The 15942-nt window shown below is 66.7% G+C and carries 21 protein-coding genes; 13 read left to right on the top strand and 8 right to left on the bottom strand.

Features of this window, described 5'->3' with window-relative positions; genetic code table 11:
* Together A7A76_RS00435 and A7A76_RS26145 are read left to right on the top strand one after the other, a co-directional pair.
* The coding region (locus A7A76_RS00435) for a FimV/HubP family polar landmark protein (protein WP_206409339.1) at positions 1-423 on the top strand (423 nt) is incomplete at its 5' end.
* 440 nt (positions 424-863) lie between these two features.
* Positions 864-1292, top strand: coding sequence for a DUF4124 domain-containing protein (locus tag A7A76_RS26145; protein WP_206409338.1), 429 nt, complete (start codon positions 864-866; stop codon positions 1290-1292).
* A 34-nt stretch (positions 1293-1326) separates the two neighbouring features.
* Here A7A76_RS26145 and A7A76_RS00425 read toward each other — a convergent pair whose 3' ends face one another.
* Entirely contained in the window at positions 1327-1971 is a 645-nt protein-coding gene (locus A7A76_RS00425; protein WP_206409337.1) for a DUF3693 domain-containing protein, read from the bottom strand.
* Between the two features lie 206 nt (positions 1972-2177).
* Between A7A76_RS00425 and A7A76_RS00420 the strand changes: the two genes are divergently transcribed.
* The 9 genes from A7A76_RS00420 (at position 2178) to A7A76_RS00380 (ending at position 7842) form a co-directional block, all read left to right on the top strand.
* Positions 2178-2435, top strand: coding sequence for a hypothetical protein (locus A7A76_RS00420; RefSeq protein ID WP_206409336.1), 258 nt, complete (start codon positions 2178-2180; stop codon positions 2433-2435).
* On the top strand, positions 2432-2602 hold the full coding sequence (locus tag A7A76_RS00415; RefSeq protein ID WP_206409335.1) for a hypothetical protein: 171 nt from the start codon (positions 2432-2434) through the stop codon (positions 2600-2602). Before A7A76_RS00420 ends, A7A76_RS00415 begins: the two co-directional genes overlap by 4 nt.
* Complete coding sequence (locus A7A76_RS00410) at positions 2602-2949, top strand: hypothetical protein (protein ID WP_206409334.1); 348 nt, start codon at positions 2602-2604, stop codon at positions 2947-2949. The genes A7A76_RS00415 and A7A76_RS00410 overlap by 1 nt, the downstream gene beginning before the upstream one ends.
* Before the next feature lie 204 nt (positions 2950-3153).
* A complete protein-coding gene (locus tag A7A76_RS00405; RefSeq protein ID WP_206409333.1) occupies positions 3154-4083 on the top strand; it encodes a rolling circle replication-associated protein in 930 nt (309 codons plus the stop codon).
* Positions 4084-4086: 3 nt separating this feature from the next.
* Positions 4087-4452 carry a single-stranded DNA-binding protein gene (locus A7A76_RS00400; RefSeq protein WP_206409332.1) on the top strand — a complete coding sequence of 122 codons (366 nt, stop codon included), beginning with the start codon at positions 4087-4089 and terminating at the stop codon, positions 4450-4452.
* Between the two features lie 254 nt (positions 4453-4706).
* Complete coding sequence (locus A7A76_RS00395) at positions 4707-4844, top strand: major capsid protein (RefSeq protein ID WP_206409331.1); 138 nt, start codon at positions 4707-4709, stop codon at positions 4842-4844.
* An 866-nt stretch (positions 4845-5710) separates the two neighbouring features.
* Positions 5711-6340 carry a virulence factor TspB C-terminal domain-related protein gene (locus A7A76_RS00390; RefSeq protein WP_206409330.1) on the top strand — a complete coding sequence of 210 codons (630 nt, stop codon included), beginning with the start codon at positions 5711-5713 and terminating at the stop codon, positions 6338-6340.
* Positions 6340-6615 (top strand): DUF2523 family protein, encoded by a 276-nt coding sequence (locus A7A76_RS00385; RefSeq protein WP_206409329.1) that lies wholly within the window; start codon positions 6340-6342, stop codon positions 6613-6615. Before A7A76_RS00390 ends, A7A76_RS00385 begins: the two co-directional genes overlap by 1 nt.
* Positions 6616-6618: 3 nt before the next feature.
* Positions 6619-7842, top strand: coding sequence for a zonular occludens toxin domain-containing protein (locus A7A76_RS00380; RefSeq protein ID WP_206409328.1), 1224 nt, complete (start codon positions 6619-6621; stop codon positions 7840-7842).
* A gap of 334 nt (positions 7843-8176) precedes the next feature.
* Here the strand turns inward: A7A76_RS00380 and A7A76_RS00375 are convergent, their stop codons facing one another.
* Positions 8177-8443 carry a DUF3653 domain-containing protein gene (locus A7A76_RS00375; protein ID WP_206409327.1) on the bottom strand — a complete coding sequence of 89 codons (267 nt, stop codon included), beginning with the start codon at positions 8441-8443 and terminating at the stop codon, positions 8177-8179.
* Positions 8444-8691: 248 nt separating this feature from the next.
* On the opposite strand from A7A76_RS00375, the gene A7A76_RS00370 reads away from it, so the two are divergent.
* Together A7A76_RS00370 and A7A76_RS00365 are read left to right on the top strand one after the other, a co-directional pair.
* Positions 8692-8952, top strand: a complete 261-nt coding sequence (locus A7A76_RS00370) for a hypothetical protein (protein WP_206409326.1) — start codon at positions 8692-8694, stop codon at positions 8950-8952.
* 239 nt (positions 8953-9191) lie between these two features.
* The gene (locus A7A76_RS00365; RefSeq protein WP_206409325.1) at positions 9192-9416 is read left to right on the top strand and encodes a hypothetical protein; all 225 of its coding nucleotides are present in this window, start codon (positions 9192-9194) and stop codon (positions 9414-9416) included.
* A gap of 166 nt (positions 9417-9582) precedes the next feature.
* On the opposite strand, the gene A7A76_RS00360 is transcribed toward A7A76_RS00365, so the two are convergent.
* The 6 genes from A7A76_RS00360 to A7A76_RS00335 form a co-directional block, all read right to left on the bottom strand.
* Entirely contained in the window at positions 9583-10395 is an 813-nt protein-coding gene (locus A7A76_RS00360) for a 2,3-dihydro-2,3-dihydroxybenzoate dehydrogenase (RefSeq protein WP_206409324.1), read from the bottom strand.
* Entirely contained in the window at positions 10392-11234 is an 843-nt protein-coding gene (locus A7A76_RS00355) for a siderophore-interacting protein (RefSeq protein WP_206409323.1), read from the bottom strand. The genes A7A76_RS00360 and A7A76_RS00355 overlap by 4 nt, the downstream gene beginning before the upstream one ends.
* The gene (locus A7A76_RS00350; RefSeq protein WP_206409322.1) at positions 11231-12544 is read right to left on the bottom strand and encodes a condensation domain-containing protein; all 1314 of its coding nucleotides are present in this window, start codon (positions 12542-12544) and stop codon (positions 11231-11233) included. The genes A7A76_RS00355 and A7A76_RS00350 overlap by 4 nt, the downstream gene beginning before the upstream one ends.
* Positions 12544-13422, bottom strand: coding sequence for an isochorismatase family protein (locus A7A76_RS00345; protein WP_206409321.1), 879 nt, complete (start codon positions 13420-13422; stop codon positions 12544-12546). Before A7A76_RS00345 ends, A7A76_RS00350 begins: the two co-directional genes overlap by 1 nt.
* Positions 13419-15077: a (2,3-dihydroxybenzoyl)adenylate synthase gene (locus A7A76_RS00340; RefSeq protein ID WP_206409320.1), complete on the bottom strand. Its 1659-nt coding sequence runs from the start codon at positions 15075-15077 to the stop codon at positions 13419-13421. The genes A7A76_RS00345 and A7A76_RS00340 overlap by 4 nt, the downstream gene beginning before the upstream one ends.
* Positions 15074-15942: isochorismate synthase (locus tag A7A76_RS00335; RefSeq protein ID WP_206409319.1), on the bottom strand; the 869-nt coding region annotated here is incomplete at its 5' end. The genes A7A76_RS00335 and A7A76_RS00340, both read right to left, overlap by 4 nt.

Raw genomic sequence — 15942 nt, 5'->3', positions numbered from 1 at the left:
GTGGCCGCGGCGCCGGCGGCGGCCGTCGCCGAACCGAGCGCTCCGGCGTCGTCGTCCGGCGGCGGCACCTGCAAGGCGCCGGCGCAGGGACAGACCCCGCTCGAGGGCTGCTCGCGCTATTCCACGGTCCCCGGCGATTCGGTCAGCGGCATCGCCAACCGCATGACCACCGGCGCCGTGGAGCAACGCATGGTCGCGCTGTACCGCGGCAACACCGCGGCCTTCAACGGGCAGAACATGAACCGGTTGAAGGCGAATGCCGAGCTCGGCATTCCGTGCGCAGAGGCGGTGGAGCGCATTCCGGTGGCCGAAGCCAGGCAAGTCGTGGGCCAGCACGCCCGCAGCCATATCGGGCGGTTCGGGCCGTTCAAGCCCGCCGTGGCGGCCGCGGCGCCGGAACCCCCGGCGCAGTGCGGGGGCTGATCGGCCTGGCCCGAGCCGTGGGTCGTGACCGCGCGAAGCGGACCGACCCTGCTCGCGTCGCGCCATGCGCGGGTGCGCAATGGCGCGACGCACGAGGACGTGGTCGGCGGCGTCGCTGCGGGCCGCGCGCATGCAGTCGGTGGCTAGAGCGGTGAAAAGCCCTCCTTCAGTGGGTGATTAGGCTCCAGGTCATCGCCAATGGGAGAGCAGGGGAGTTCCGCACCGACACTGCTGCAAGGCAGGTCGACGGTGCGGGTTCGCCTGCCAGGGAGGCGGATATACGCTGGTAGCCGTAAGGGGAATTCCAGTCAAACGCCTCACCCGCGCCTGCGCCTGGTCCGAACGAGGTTTAGAATCGGAACCCGGGCAGGGGCGGCCCAACCGGCCCCCCCCTTCCCGTAAAGCGCTTTGAGCGGCTTTCAGGACGAGTGGGGCCAGGGATGAAGCTGATGGTCATGGTGGCGCTTGTGTTGGCGGGTACATCGGCGCAGGCGCAGATGGTTTATAAATGCGTGGGCAAGGGCGGCGCCCTGTCTTATCAGAGCGAGCCATGCGCGTCGGGCCTTCCTGCTAAGTCCTGGGTCGCTATTCCGGAACCTGAGCCGACCGAGGCTCAGCTACGTGCACGCCGCTACGCACAGCAGCGAGCGGAATCAGATTCGCAGGAGCTTGCAGCCAGGGCGGGGCGCTGGCCAGGCAGCCGCAATGGCGGCGGCGTTCCGCAGGGCGCATCGATTCCCATCGGCGGCAGTGCCTGCGCGGACGCCCGGGCTGAGCGGGATCTGTGGCTTAAGAGCCCACTTGGCAGAGACGCCAGTATCGATGCGCGACGTGTCTGGCATGAGCGTGTCTGGAACGCCTGTAGGTGAGAGCGAAAAAGGCCCCCAGTTGGGGGCCTTTTCGTTACGCGTCCCGGAACATCCGGTTATGTCGGTAGAGCCAGCGATCCAGTAGGTGTGGCGCCACCCATTCGCCACTCGGCGCGATCAGCCTGGTTCCTGCGAGTCGCCAGCCGGCCCAGGGGCCGAACAGCGGGGTTTGGTTGTAGACCACGCGCCGCTGCAGCTGAGCGGCGCAGTTGTTGGGGCAGCGTTGACCTTCAGGCCAGCACGGCGGGCGCTCGATCATGGGGACCTCCTGTCGTCGTTCCGAGCGCGTCCAGCATGGACAGCAGACGCCGCACCAGGCGCGACCATCGGTCGAGGAACCAGCGGCGGCCCCGGCAGATAATTTCGCATAATGTGTACTTACACCATTAAAATCAATGGCTTGCGCTTGAAAGGGGATCACGCCAAGCGCCAAAACAACCACCGCCACAGCGGCGGTTAGCTGTCGCAGGATTTGCTCCCACGCCCGCCTATCGTCCGCGTTGTGGGCGCGCTCAACTTCGATGGCCGCGCACCACAGCGCGATGTTCTCCCCCATGTCCTTGGCCATCTTTGCGGCCAACCCTGTGGCCGCGTGGCTTCTACCTTTGCGCCATCCCGATACCGTGGTCTGGCTGATATGCAGGGCTTTTGCGGCCTTGTAGTCCGTGTCAAGCGCCATGTGAGCTTTCCAGGCGTCTAGCAGACGAACGGTAGCACTGACCTGATGGGCGGACATGCGAGACCCTATTAGTAGTTGGAGAAAAATAGTCTAATGCCCTACATGCTCCGAGGGTCTCGGAGTATCAGGGCAACCGCCGGGGGTGGGGCCCGGCGCCCGCCCCCCGTGGCCCGCGCCGCCACCCCCGGCCACTACGGGGGTAGGGCATGGACACCGCACGTCAGCAGTTCCGCATCGTCTTCTCGGCTTATCGCGTCCTCAGGCGCGATCGCTACGTCTACGGTGGGCCGAACACGCATCGAGCCGAGGTTGCCGCCAAGACCATCCTTGCGTTCCCGTTCGCCCTGCAGCGAGCGGCCAGCGACGCATTCCTGTCCTCGTTCGCGACCCCTGACGACGCTCTGCTCTACAGCCTTCAGACTCGACGTGCATTTCGCCGGGTAGGCGTCGCGGTGCGGCTGTGACCGCGTGGGAAGCGGCACTCTTTGCCGCCGCAGTCCTCGTTCTCATCGGCTCGGGTCCGTCGCTGCTGCGTCAGTACAGGCGCGGCGATCACGACATCGCCACCGCGGTCCTTTTCATGCTGGCCGGCGTGTTGTCGTACGCGGTCGTTCGCTGGGTGCTTGTGTGATGACGCCGAGCTATACGCTGTCGACCGGCGTCCACCTCGTTGCCTTCGCCGTTCTCGCCGTCGTCCTCGGTGTGTGCGTCCTGGGCTCAGTCGTGCGCGATGTCTATCGCTACCTCTGCCGCCGAATTGACCGCGAGTACGCCTACCTGCGCGAGTGGTACAGCAGCAACGCAAGCCCTGTGGCCGCAGGCCACGCTGACCGCTCTGAAATGCGCTGCACGCACGCCTGCGAGCCTCCAATCGCGGCGGGGGAGGGTGCACACGACGTATCGCCACCGCGTCCCGCAGACGGCTTTTACGCGGGCTACGGGTTTGCTGCGGCGCCTTCACACGAGGACGCGTCGTGATCCGCTCGCCGCGCCAACTGCACGGGCGCAGGTTGCCGCCTAACTGGCATTTTCTAGATGCGCGGGCGCTGTTTCGTATCGCGTACAGCGTGGCGCGAGTCGAAGCGCGCAAAGGGCCAACGGGCGCGCATGGGTTGCTGCGTTGTTTGACGATGCCGTGGGGTCACGCGGCCGCGCGAGTTGTTCAATCCAGGGGGGGCTTCCATGTCTGACGTGTCTACTGGCGCCGGCGCAGGCGCGAGCGAAGCGCGCGCGCGCGGCGAGCGCGCTGGGCTTGACTCTTTCTCCAACAAGTCAAACAAGAAAGATTTGCTGCTGGGGGCGCAGACTCATCAGGAGCGGTTGCAGAAGATGCGGCGTGCGGTGGTGGCGTCGGCGAAGGCGATCCACAACGACCTGTTGGAAAAGGGCTATCAGCAGTGGACCGAGCAAAGCGGTGCGCCGTGGCGCTACGCGGCCGAACACGAATTCCGCTGCATGATGCTGACGCTGACGTACCGCGAGGCTGCGGAGTGGTCGCCTAAGCAGCTGGCGGAAATGTTGAACCGCTATCGCATCTGGGCGAAGCGCAATAAGTGCTTGCTCTCCTACGTGTGGGTGATGGAGTTCCACGCCTCGGGCCGGCCCCACTATCACGCGGTGTTCTGGATCACGGGCGGCAAGGTGCCGCCGTTTCCCGATGCAGCGGGTTGGTGGACGCACGGTCACTCCAACGCGAAGTGGGCGCACAGCCCGGTGGGCTACATCGTCAAGTACGCGAGCAAGGGTTCGACCGGCACGTTGCCGAAAGGTGCGCGTCTGTACGGCGCTGGCGGGCTCAGCATTGCGGCGCGTGCGCAGCGTTCGTACACGCTGGCGCCGAAGTGGTTTCGCGAGATTGTTGCCTTCCAGCCGGAAGCCATTGTGCGTCGCGTTCCGGTCGCACTTGAGCGCATCGGCAAGTGGGGCAAGGTCATCACCGATAAAACCACGGCGTGGACGAATGGCGTGCTCGGCTTGAAATTTCTTTCTCCTTGGCAGTCCGACGGTTGGTCGTCGGACGGCGTCGCCTTACGTCACCTGGGCTACGTCGAAATGTTTACTGACGAAGGTGACTTCTTCCATCTCCCGCATACCAACCCCTTTGAGGCCTGAGCCATGATTAAGATTCAAATCCTCTCCGAGTCCGTCGATGAACGCGGCGGCACCATCCAGCGCGGTGACCGCAAGGGCGAGACCTATCACATCCGCAACCAAGAGGGCTACGTCCACAACGGACACGCGTTCCCGGAGCGGTTCCAGATCGCGCTGGGCGAGCGTCCGGCGTATCCCGTTGGGATGTACTACCTCGATCCCGCGACGGTCCAGGTCGGCGATTACGACAAGATCGAGATCGGCCGTTCTCTGCTGCTGCTGACTGAGGATCAGGCCGCTGCTTACCTGCGTGAACAGCTGCCTGCGTCGCTGCTGGCCAAGGTCACCGAATCTTCGGTGAAGCCTGTCAAGTCCGCGCAGGCTGCCTAACCATGTCCAGGCGTGTCTATGAGTGCACTTCCTTTGACACGGCCACCGCGACGTGCACTCAGGCCGCCTGGGTGGAACGCTCCAACTTTCCTGAGCTTTCCGTTGCCGATGCGTTTCAACTGCTGTCGGCGGTTGCACTGCTCTTCGTCGTCTGCTGGGGCTGGAAGCGCCTTGAGCGTCAGACTGGTCCTCGCGGTTGATCCGCCACTGTCCCGGGAGAAAGGACAGCCCACCATGATTCTGGAGAACACGTCATGACGTTCGACGTTGCCGATGCGGTGACCGCCCTGGGCGCGATCACCGTGGGTGTCGGTCTGATCGGTGCCGCGAAGCTTCTGCCGGCCGCTGCGGCGGTTGGCTGGAAGTGGATGAAGGCCACGATCTTCGGCTGATCGTAGTACCACAGCGGGGGCGTACGCCCCCGCTCTCTTTCCGGGGGATCTATGACCGGCTGGTTTGTTCTAGTCGTTGGCCTGATGGCGCTGGCGATCCTTTTCCGCGAGGACTGAATATGCGTGCTGGGCTCGCGTACCTGTTCAACCTCTTCATCGTGTTCTGCGTGCTTCTGCCGAGTAGTGCGTTCGCGCAAGACGATGCGCTCTTCTTCGCTACCGAAGGCGAGGCCTTTGCCAAGTGTCAGGAGAGTAGGGGAAAAATCGATCCTAAATTTTCCGCTACGTGCGATCGTCGGTCGGATGGCGTTCGCTCCTACTACTACTGCAGTGGCAAGTTGCCTACGAGCGGTAGCCCGTACAGCTGTCGCGGCCTCATCCAGTTTCACGATACGCCTCGTCCCACGGGTGTTTCGTCGGCGTTTTACTACACCAACAGCTGTGCATCTGGCCCTGACGGCAGTATGCGCGTCAATCTGTCACGCACTCAGGCTTACGCGAACGAGTGCTTTCAAAACGGCTGCGAGTACAAGCTTCCGGACTCGCCTGACGAATGCCGCGTGATCGAAGCCAGCCCCATGACGCCTGACGTGCACGTGGGCTACAACTGCTGGTACTCGGGCATGAAGCCTACCGGTCGCGCTTGCGATCCTAAGAAGCCCGGTGATCCCCCGCCCCCTGAGCCGCCTAAGAAGTGTTCTGATGGTCAGGTCCGCTTGCCTAACGGCAACTGCGCTGATCGCGGTGACTGCCCAGTGGGTCAGCACACGGTAAACGGCAAGTGTGAGCCCGACGGTGCGTGCCCTACCGGAAAGATCAAGGCTCCCGATAGTTCGTGCGTCGATGAAACCTGTCCAGAGGGTCAGGTGAAAGCCAAAGACGGCACCTGCAAGCCTGACGATGATGGTGACGGCGAGCCTAATGACGGTGAAGACACAGGTAAATTTTCCGGTGGCGAGGACTGCAAGACGCCCCCGCAGTGCAGCGGCGACAACATCCTGTGCGGGCAGGCGCGTATTCAATGGCGAATCGACTGCAATACCCGTCGATCTACGACCATCACTGGCGGCAATGGCTGCTCGATGTCTGACGTTCCGATCTGCGCCGGCGAGAAGTGCAATGCGCTTGAATATCAGCAGTTGTTGCAGGCATGGCGTTCGCGATGCGCGGTCGAGAAGTTAGCTACCGGCACGCCTACCACAGGTGATCCTGCGACGGCTCAAATTCGGGATTACTTGACGGGTCCAGGCCAGTCCCTGCCGTCGGTCCAAGATCCGTGGATCAATGAGAACGTGCAGCCTGCTTCGTGGTCGGCAAACTTGGGGCAGGGCTCGTGTCCTCCCCCGATCGAAGAGCAAGTAACGATCCTAGGCGCGTCGGCGCCGGTGGTCTTTTCATTCCAACCCATCTGCGACTTCGCGGGAATGCTCAGGGCGTTGCTGCTGACATGTGCCGCGATTGTCTCCCTCACCATCATTTCGGGAGCTAGAAAATAATGCCTTGGCTCGGTGCACTTCTCGCCTCGCTCTTGGGTACAGCGGCCGCACGTGTGTTGACCGGCGTCGGCGTCGGGCTCGTCACGTATGCGGCGCTGACGCCGCTGATCAATTCGGGCCTTACCATCGTGCGGAACATGGCGGCCGGGATCACTGGATCGGTGTTGCAGATCTGCTTGCTGGCGGGCCTCGGCGACTGCATCTCCATGCTGGGTTCTGCGCTGTTGACTCGCGCTGCAATCAGCGCTGGCCGCGTTGCCATGGCGAAGAGGTGATCTATGCTGATTCTCGTCACTGGCCAGCCCGGCAACGGCAAAACTCTCCGCGCGATGGCGCTCGCGCTGGAAGAGTACGAACGCAACGCGCAAGCGGTGAAAGACGGCAATGAACAGCCTCGGCGGTTCTTCTCCAACATTGATGGCTCCACCACGGACGAAAATCTGCAGGCCTTTCCGTGGATGGAAAAGATGCCTGAGCATCGCGACTGGACGTTGCTTCCGGACGGCTCATTCGTGATCTACGATGAAGCCCATGCGGACGGTAAAACAAAGGACTTGGAGCGTTACGGCCAACTCTTCCCGTCCACTGGCAAGCCGGGCGAGTCGGAAGATCCGCGCATCCGATCGATGTCGACGCATCGCCATCGTGGCTTCGATATCGTGCTGATCACCCAGTGGCCGACCAAGATCCACCACCAGGTGCGGACGCAGGTCGGCAAGCATCTGCACATGAATCGCGCGATGGGCTTGCAGCGCGCCGGCGTCTTGACCTGGACGCGCGCGCAGCTGGACCCTTACGATGAACGCCAGCGCGAGAAAGCTGAGGAAGAGATTTGGGCCTACGACAAGGCGCTGTACAGCCGCTACAAGAGCGCTACGCTGCACACGGCCACTTACAAGTTCAAGGTGCCCAGGAAGGCGTGGCAGGCCTTGTCGATGCTGGTCGTTGGCTTGTTGGTGGCGTGGCTGCTGTGGTCGTTCGTGTTCAAGCCCAAGCCCAGTGCAAAGACGGACTCGCCTGCGCCGCAAGCCCAGGCGCCGTTCGGCGTGGGTGGGGCGGTGTCAGCCAAGCCATTGACGCCGTCGCAGTATGCGAAAGCGCATCTGCCGCGATTCGCGACCATGCCGTGGACGGCGCCCGTGTTCGATGAGCGCAAGCCGGTTTCGGACCCGCAGCTGTTGTGCATGTCGTCAAAGGCTGGTGCCGACGTTGATGGTCAGCGTCGGGAAGCTAGTTGCACATGCTTGACAGAACAGGGCACACGCTACGATATCAGCGTCGGCGAGTGTCGGCGTATCGCTCGGGATGGTCCCGTCTACAACCCGTATCGCGTGGCCTCTCAGGCTGCGCCTGCGCGCCTGGATACCGCGCCGGCAGAGGAGGGCGCTAGTAGGGTAGCGGGTGGGGCGTCGTCGCCTGTTGTTGCTGGCGGCGTGGTCACTGCGCCAGGGGTTTCGGCTTATGGTGACATTGCACCCAGGCCCGCTCAGCCCGGCATCTGACTTTTAGCTGTGGCTAGTGCGGCTTAGTGAACGTGGCTTTGGCCTGTGGTCGGTTCGGGTTTGTCTGCCAGCACTCTTGCGAGAGATACATGTTTACTCTGGCCTCTTTCGTTTTTTCGGCTAGTTCTCTTCTTAGCGTCTCGCGTTCGCTGTCGTGGTAATGCAGTCCTATTACGAATGCCAATGTGCTGCACGATCCCAGCGCTAGTAAGCCCAGTAGGATTTTCAGTGCCATCTAGGTTCCTCCCCGTGTTGGTCCAGGATACAGGCAATAGAAAGGCCCCCGATTGGGGGCCTAGTTTTTTGGGGCGTTGGATCTGCGGCCGCGTTTTCCTCAGCCGGCAGCGATACCGTTCTGCCGGTAGTCGGCGAGGGTGATCACCACCACCTTGACCGGCTGCTGTCCGCGGGCCTTGGCGGCGGCCGCGGCGCGGGCCTTCTTCGATTCCAGCCAAGCCTCGTTATGTTCGCGCCAGGCCAAACCGGCCACGCGCTCGGGGCTTAAACGCAGGCCGGTCGGTGAGACCAGATCCCGACCGCGCAACTTCCATCCGCTCCAAGGTCCGGTCAGTTCGACGTGGTTGTGGGCGTGCTGGTTCAAGAGCTTAGCGGCGCAGTCGTTGGGGCACGGCATCCGATCAGGCCAGCACGGCGGGCGGGTTTCCATAGCGACCTCCATCCTTGGTGAGCATGGCCAGGATCGCCCGAAGGCGTCGCAGGAACCGCGTCCTAAATTTCGCATAATGTGTATTATGTTATGACGATAAGCTATTGATAGGGGCTGGCTTAGCTGGCTTCCGTCCTCAACCCAGCCCTCCATCCGTCAAACAACCATACGAATCCCTACCCATGCACCCAACCCACATCGACCTGACCGAAAACTGGTACGGCTGGCGCCAGCGCGGCCGTTACCTGGTGTCCGACGACGGCCAACGCCTCACCGTCGAACGCCTGCGCGGTCTGCTCTGGCGCGAGCAAATGGAACTGCGCCGGCAAGGATTCGCGTCGCGCCGCAAGGCCGAGCAACGCCGGCGTTCCGCCGCGTTTCCGGTCAAGGTCGTCGTGGTCGATCTCGCCGACTATCGCTGCAACGGCCTGGCCGCGTCCTGAGCCCGACGCGGGCTGTCGTCTGCTTGAAATGTGAGCCCCAGGGCCGCCATCGGCCGCGCAGATTTCAAGCTGGCGGCCTGCCCGCGGCGGCGGCGGCGGCGAGGACGCAACGGTAAGGTTCCCGGAAGGTACGGCGGGCGCGGTCGGCGCAGGCTGCCTGCAACCGCCGGTCAGGACGACACCGGCGAGCGGCCCGCCGGAATGCGGGCGAGCGTCGTCTGCTCATCGAGGATCTCATCATGGCCAACATCGATTACGCCGGTTACGGCGCGTGGAACAGCACCAACGACGTCACCAGCAAGGTCCGCCAGCAGTACGCGGCCGGCCAGCGCCGTTTCATCGCCAACAACGGCGATTACGGCGACCCGGCGCCGGGCGAACGCAAGTACCTGTACATCGTCTGGAACAACACCGACAGCGGCGTGGTCGGCGAGGACGATGCCCGCGGCATCACGATTCCGTAATCCGCGTCATCGCCGGCGTCGACGCCTCGGCCATGGCCGATTTCGCATAACGTCGCACGTTCTACGCAGGACGCCGGCTCAACAGCCGGCGTCTTCGTTTGCGCTATATGCGCGATACGCGCATGTGCATCGCTGCAATGCAATCGCGCATTGCCGTCTCGCCTGCTTACATATCCAAAGTAGCGCCGCCATCCACGCGCAGATCGTGCAAGGTCACGTGCCGCGCACGGTCCGACAGCAGGAAACAGATCGTATCGGCCACGTCGCATGCATCGGCGATGCGGCCCAGCGGAATGCCGAGGCGGAAACGCTCGCCGTCGCCGCGCAGGATGCGTCCGCGCGCGGCCTCGTCGTGGGCGAAGGCGCGCTGCATCGCGGTGTCGGTGGAACCGGGCGAGACGATGTTGCAACGCACGCCGAACGGCGCCAGTTCCAGCGCGAGGCAGCGCAGGTACTGGGTCGCGGCGGCCTTGGAGGCGGCATACGCGGCCATGCCGGTGCGCGGCGCCGAGGCCGCGTTGGAACCGACCGCGACGATGCTGCCGCTTCCGCGTTCGCGCATGCGTGCAGCGACCGCGCCGGCGACCGCGAACGCGCCGCGCGCATTGACCGCCATGCATGCGTCCCAGTCGTCCGGATCCAGCCCGAGCGCGTCGCCGACGCGCAGGATGCCGGCGACATGGGCCAGGTGCGCGATCGGCCCGAGTTCGCGTTCGATCCGTTCGACCATCGCCGCGACCGCGCCGACCTGCGCGACATCGCAAACGAAAGCGGCGACCTCGACGCCCTCCCCGCGCAGCCTGTCCGCAACCTCGCGCAAGCGCGCATCGTCGCGATCGCACAGCGCCAGCCGAGCGCCCTGCTCCGCCAGCCGCGCCGCGGTCGCCGCGCCGATCCCCTGCGCCGCGCCGGTCACCAGCGCCAGGCGGCCGGCGAACTCCCCTGCCCCGTCGCCTGCGCGTTTCCCCGCGCCGCTCACGCCGAAGCCCCCTGCTCCGCCTCGGCCTCGAACGCGTCCATGATCCGGTGGCGCTCGTCGTGGTAACGCTCCTCGTCCCAGCGGTCTTTCCAATACGGCACCGCGTACATCATCGAACGCGGCACGCCGCGCTCGCGCGCGAGCAAGTCGCGGATCGCGACCACCTGCGCGCTTTCGCCGGCGAGCGTGACCGATACCGCCTCCCCGTGCGGCCACGGCATCGCCCGCACCGCTTCCAGCAAGCGCCGGCTGGCGCCGGCCGCCTCGCCCTCGCGCGAGAACCAGCGCGCCTGCAGGCGCGGGTGCGCGGGCAAGCGCTGGATTTCGCCGATGTCGGGCACTTCCAGCAGCGCATCGATGCGCGCCTGCGCCGGCAACCGCGCGATCACCGCGCAGATCAGCGCGTAGCTGCTGGGATCGCCGATCAACAGATGCCGTTCGGCATCGGCGCGGAACAGCGCCGGCCCGCCGGGGCCCGCCACGCCGAGCGGATCGCCGACTTTGGCGTTGCTTGCCCAGCGCGACGCCGGGCCCTCGTCGCCGTGCAGGACGATGTCGATCTCCAGCTCGCCCGCGTTCGCATCGAATCGCGCTACCGAGTAGGTCCGCACCACCGGCCGCGCCGCGCCCTCGGGCCACACCGGCCCGTGTTCGCCGAATTGCGGCAGCGCCGGGAGCGCGCCGGGCGCGGCCGGCAGCAACAGTTTGATGTGCGCGCCTTCGCAGCCACCGGGGAATCCGGCCAGTTCGTCGCCGCCCAGCGCGATCCGGCGCATCTGCGGCGTGCGCTGGTCGATGCGCGTCACTCGCAGCAGCCGCGCTCGCGGACGCGCGCTCACGCGGCCTCGCGCGCGCACGCGCCGTCGAGTTCGTCCAGGCGTTGCGACGGATCGGCCAGTGCCGCCTGCATCAACGCCAGCAAGGCGCGATGGTGCGCCTGCAAGGCCGCCGCATCGTAGGCCTGCGGATTGGCCTCGATATCGAAGCGCACGCCGTCGGCCAGCGGCGATACGGTGAGGTCGAGATCCTCCACCGAGCCGACCGAGACCGGATGCGCGCGGCTGTCCAGGCCGTCGAACACGAAGCCGCGGTCGAACGGCATCAGGTTCAGCACCGGCCCGTACAACTGGGCATGGCTGTCGCCCAGGCCCAGATCCTGGCGCAGCCATTCGTAGTTGTAGCGCTGGTGCGGGCGCAGCTCGCGCAGTTCGGCCGCGACCGCGCGCGCCAGTTCGGCGAAGCTCCATTGCCGCTGCAGGCGCAGCCGCAGCGGCACCACGTTCATGGCCATGCACGGCACGCTCAGCGCCGCCGAGCCGAGACGGTTCATCACCAGCAGGCCGAGGCTGATCTCGTCGGCGCCGCTGCGCGCGCGCATCCACGCGAACACCGCCGCGATCAGCCACGCCGACCAGTCCACGCCGAGCGCGCGCGCCGCGCTCTGCCAGCGCAGGTGTTCGCCCGCGGGCAAACGCAGGCGCGAGGAACGCGCGCTGTCGTCGGGCGCGCACTTGCGGCCGAGCGTGACCGGCTCGCCGATGCCGGCGCAGCGTTGCCGCCAGAATTCGCGGCTGTGCGCGAACGCGGCCGAGTCGCGATAACGCGCTTCTTCTGCCGCCACCGGCGCCAGCGACCAGTCGCGCGCCGGCGCCGCATCGCGGCCGCCGACCTTGGCCGAATACAGTTCGGCGACGCGATGGATCAGCAGCAGATAGGCGAAGCCGTCCAGCGCGATGTGGTGCGCGCGCAGGTACCAAAGATGGCGGCGCGCGCCCAGGCGGATCAGCGCCGTGGCGAACAGCGGGCGCCGGCCCAGGTCGGCCGGACGCAGCAGGTCTTCGCGCATCCAGCGCCAGGCGCTGTCCCAGGGCGCATCGCAGCCAGCGTAGTCCTCGAGGGCGAGCGCAACACTGCGCGATTCGCACAATCGCTGCGTTACGCCCTCGCCGTCGGCTTCGTAGCGCATATGCAGCGCATCGCAGGCCATCAAGGTTTCGCGGATCGCCGCATCCAGCGCGGCGAGATCCAGCGGACCTTCCAGTTCCACCGCCTCGGCCGTCCACAGCGACGGACTGTCCGGATCGATCCGCTGCGCCGCCCACATGCCCAATTGCGGGCCGGTCAACGGCAGGCTCGCCTCGCCGGCCATCACGCCGCCCGCCGCTGCTGGATCAGTTCCCACCATTGCGCCACGCTGCCGCGCTCGGCCAGCTCGACCATGCCGATGCGCTCGCCGCGCGCCGACCAGCGCTCCAGCAGCGCCATCAGCCGGATCGAATCCAGGCCGGCGTCGAACGGATTGTCGTCGGCGCCGATCTCCTCCAGCGGCCGTTCCATGATCAATGCCAGCTCGGTGCGCAGCGCGGCCAGGCTGACCGGCAGGCCGGCGCCGTCGGCCAGCGCCTGCGCGCACTCGGCGCGGCCGATCACCACGCCGCAGCGGCGCGAGACGTAGTCCAGCGCCATTCGATGCTCCTCGACGGAGAAATCGGCCACCGCGTCGGCGATCAGGAACGGCTGGATGTCGTGCATGAAGGCGTCGGCCACGGTCATCATGCAGCCGATATGGGCGTAGATGCCGCAGACGATCAGCTGGTCGCGGCCTTGTTCGCGCATGCGCTCGCGCAGGTCGCTGGAGACGAAGGCGCTGTAGCGCCACTTGGTCAGCACGGTGTCGTGCGCGCGCGGCGCGATCGGCGCGGCCACCGGCGCCAGCTGTGGCTGCGCGGTGATGCCCGGCCCCCACCACGGCTGCAGCAGGCCGCGCTGCTGCGCGCTCTGCACCGGCGGCTGGGCGGTGTAGACCACCGGCACGCCGGCGTCGTCGCAGGCGTCGCGCAGCGCGCGCACGTTGGCCAGCAACTGCGGCACCGGCGCCTGGGCCTGGTCGTAGAACGCGAGGAAATACTCCTGCAGATCGTGGATCAACAGCACCGCGCGCGACGGTTCGGGGCGCCAGTCGACCCGGTTGGCCGGCCACTGCGACGGCTCGGGCATGGAATAGGAAGCGATCTTGGGAATGGTCATGGCGAGGCCTGGACGAAAGAGGAAACGGGAACGGCCGACGGCGCGGCGAAGCGCGCGCGCAAGGCCTTCTTGTCGATCTTGCCGACCGCGGTGCGCGGCAGCGCGGCGAGGAATTCGATCCGGTCGGGCACCTTGTAGGCGGCGATGCCGCGTTCGCGCAGGAACTGGGCCAGCTCGCGCGGCGTCGCCTGCGCCGGTTCGCGCAAGGTCACGAATGCACAGGATTTCTCGCCGAGCCAGCGGTCGGGCATCGCCACCAGCGCGGCGTCGAACACCGCCGGATGCGCGAGCAGATAGCCTTCCACTTCTTCGGCGGCGATCTTTTCGCCGCCGCGGTTGACCTGGTCCTTGGCTCGCCCTTCGACGATCAGATGGCCGCTGGGCAGGCGCCGCACGCGGTCGCCGGTGCGGTAGAAGCCGTCGGCGGTGAAGGCGCGCGCGTTGTGGGCTTCGGCGCGGTAATAGCCGCGGATGGTGTACGGCCCACGGGTCAGCAAGTGGCCGACCGCGCCGGACGCGACGTCGAGATCGTCGTCGTCGACGATGCGGATCTCGTCGTCGGCGCTGATCGGCCGGCCCTGGGTGGTCAAGGTCAGCGCCGCGTCGTCTTCGGCGCGGGTGTAGTTCACCAGGCCCTCGGCCATGCCGAACACCTGCTGCAGACGGCAGCCGAAGGCCTCCGGCACGCGCCGCACGACTTCGTCGGCCAGATGCGCGCCGCCGATCTGCACGCAGGCCAGGCTGCCGAGGTCGTAACGCGCGCGCAGCCGCGATTCCAGCCACGCCAGCGCCAGCGCCGGCACCAGCGCGGTCAGGGTCACGCGCTCGCGCTGGATCAGTTCGAAGCACGATTGCGGATCGCTGCGCCGCGCCAACACTACGCAGCCGCCGGCATGGAACACGCCGAGCGCGCCGGGCGAGCTCATCGGGAAATTGTGCGCGGCCGGCAGCGCGCACAGGTAGACGGTGTCGCCGTCCAGGCCGCAGATGCGCGCGCTTTCGCGCACGCTGTAGAGATAATCGTCGTGGGTGCGCGCGATCAGCTTGGGCACGCCGGTGCTGCCGCCGGACAATTGCAGGAACGCCACTTCGCCCGCATCCGGCCCCTCGCCCGCCAGCGGCTCGTCGAGCAAGCCGTCGAAGCCGCGGAACTCCTCGGCTTCGCCGACCACCACCACTTCGCTCAGACAGGCGTGCTCGGCGCGCACCTCGCGGATCATCGCGCGGAAATCGAAGCCGCTGTCGCCTTCTTCGCGATCCGCGATCACGCAGGCGCGGGCCTGGGCGTGGCCGACGAAGTAGCCGATCTCGGCGCGGCGATGCGCCGGCAGCGCGAACACCGGCAAGGCGCCGAGCAGGAACAGCGCGTGGCAGGCGATGTAGTGCTCGCCGATGTTGGGCAGTTGCAGCAGCACCCGGTCGCGCGGGCCGATGCCGATGCGGCGCAGGCCGGCGGCGAAGCGCCGCGCGCGCTGGTCGAACTCGGCATAGCTCCAGCGCCGCTCGCCGCAGACGATGGCGATGCGTCCGGGATGCTCGCGCGCGCCGCGGGCAACGCCGGCGTAGAGGTTTTCGCCGCGCCAGTAGCCCAGCGCGCGATAGCGTGCGGCGAACTCTTCCGGCCAGGGCACGAAGCCCGGCAGCGGCGCGCTCATGCCCGGCCCTCGGCGTCGGCCACGTGCGCCAGCCCCATCGCGCCGAGCATGGTGCTCAGCTTGGCCGTGGTTTCGGCCAGTTCCGCGTCCGGCTGCGAGCCGGCGACGATGCCGGCGCCGGCGAACACGGTCGCGCGGTGTTCCTCGACCAGCGCGCAACGGATCGTCACCGCCCACTCGCCGTCGCCGTCGGCGTCGCACCAGCCGACCAGGCCGGTGAACAGTCCGCGGTCGTAGCCTTCCAGTTCGCGGATCGTGCGCCGCGCCGGCTCGGTCGGATAACCGCATACCGCCGGAGTCGGATGCAGCGCCAGCGCCAGCCGCAGCGAACTGGTCGATGGATCGCGCAGCACGCCGTCCACGCGCGTGGACAGGTGCCACAGGGTCGGCGTGGCCAGCAGCGAGGGCGCGGCCGGCACGTGCAGCTCGCGGCAGAACGGGCGCAATGCCGCGGCCACGTCGTCGATCACCAGCGCGTGTTCGTGCAGATCCTTGGCCGACTGCAGCAGACCCTCGGCGCGGCGGCGGTCCTCGGCCGGATCGGCGCTGCGCGGGATCGAACCGGCCAGCGGGTTGGACACGATGCGCGCGCCGCGCTTGGACAGCAGCAGTTCCGGGCTGGAGCCGATCAGGCAGGCGGCGGGGCCGCCGGCGCCGGCCAGATCCATCGCGAAGGTATAGGCCGACGGCGCGCGCGCCAGCAGTTGCGCGAGCAGTTGCGGCACGTCGACGCGCGCAGCGATGCGCAGGCTGCGCGACATCACCACCTTGCGCAGGCCGCCGTCGTGGATGCGCTCGAGCGAGCGCTCGACGTTGCGCTTGAACTGCGCCGGCGCCGGCACCGGCTCGACCGCCGGCGTGCGCC

This window comes from Lysobacter enzymogenes (assembly GCF_017168095.1).
In the GTDB taxonomy this organism is placed as follows: domain Bacteria; phylum Pseudomonadota; class Gammaproteobacteria; order Xanthomonadales; family Xanthomonadaceae; genus Lysobacter; species Lysobacter enzymogenes_D.
The sequence above is the reverse complement of the archived record's forward strand: the minus strand, read 5'-3'. Positions and strand labels throughout refer to the sequence as shown.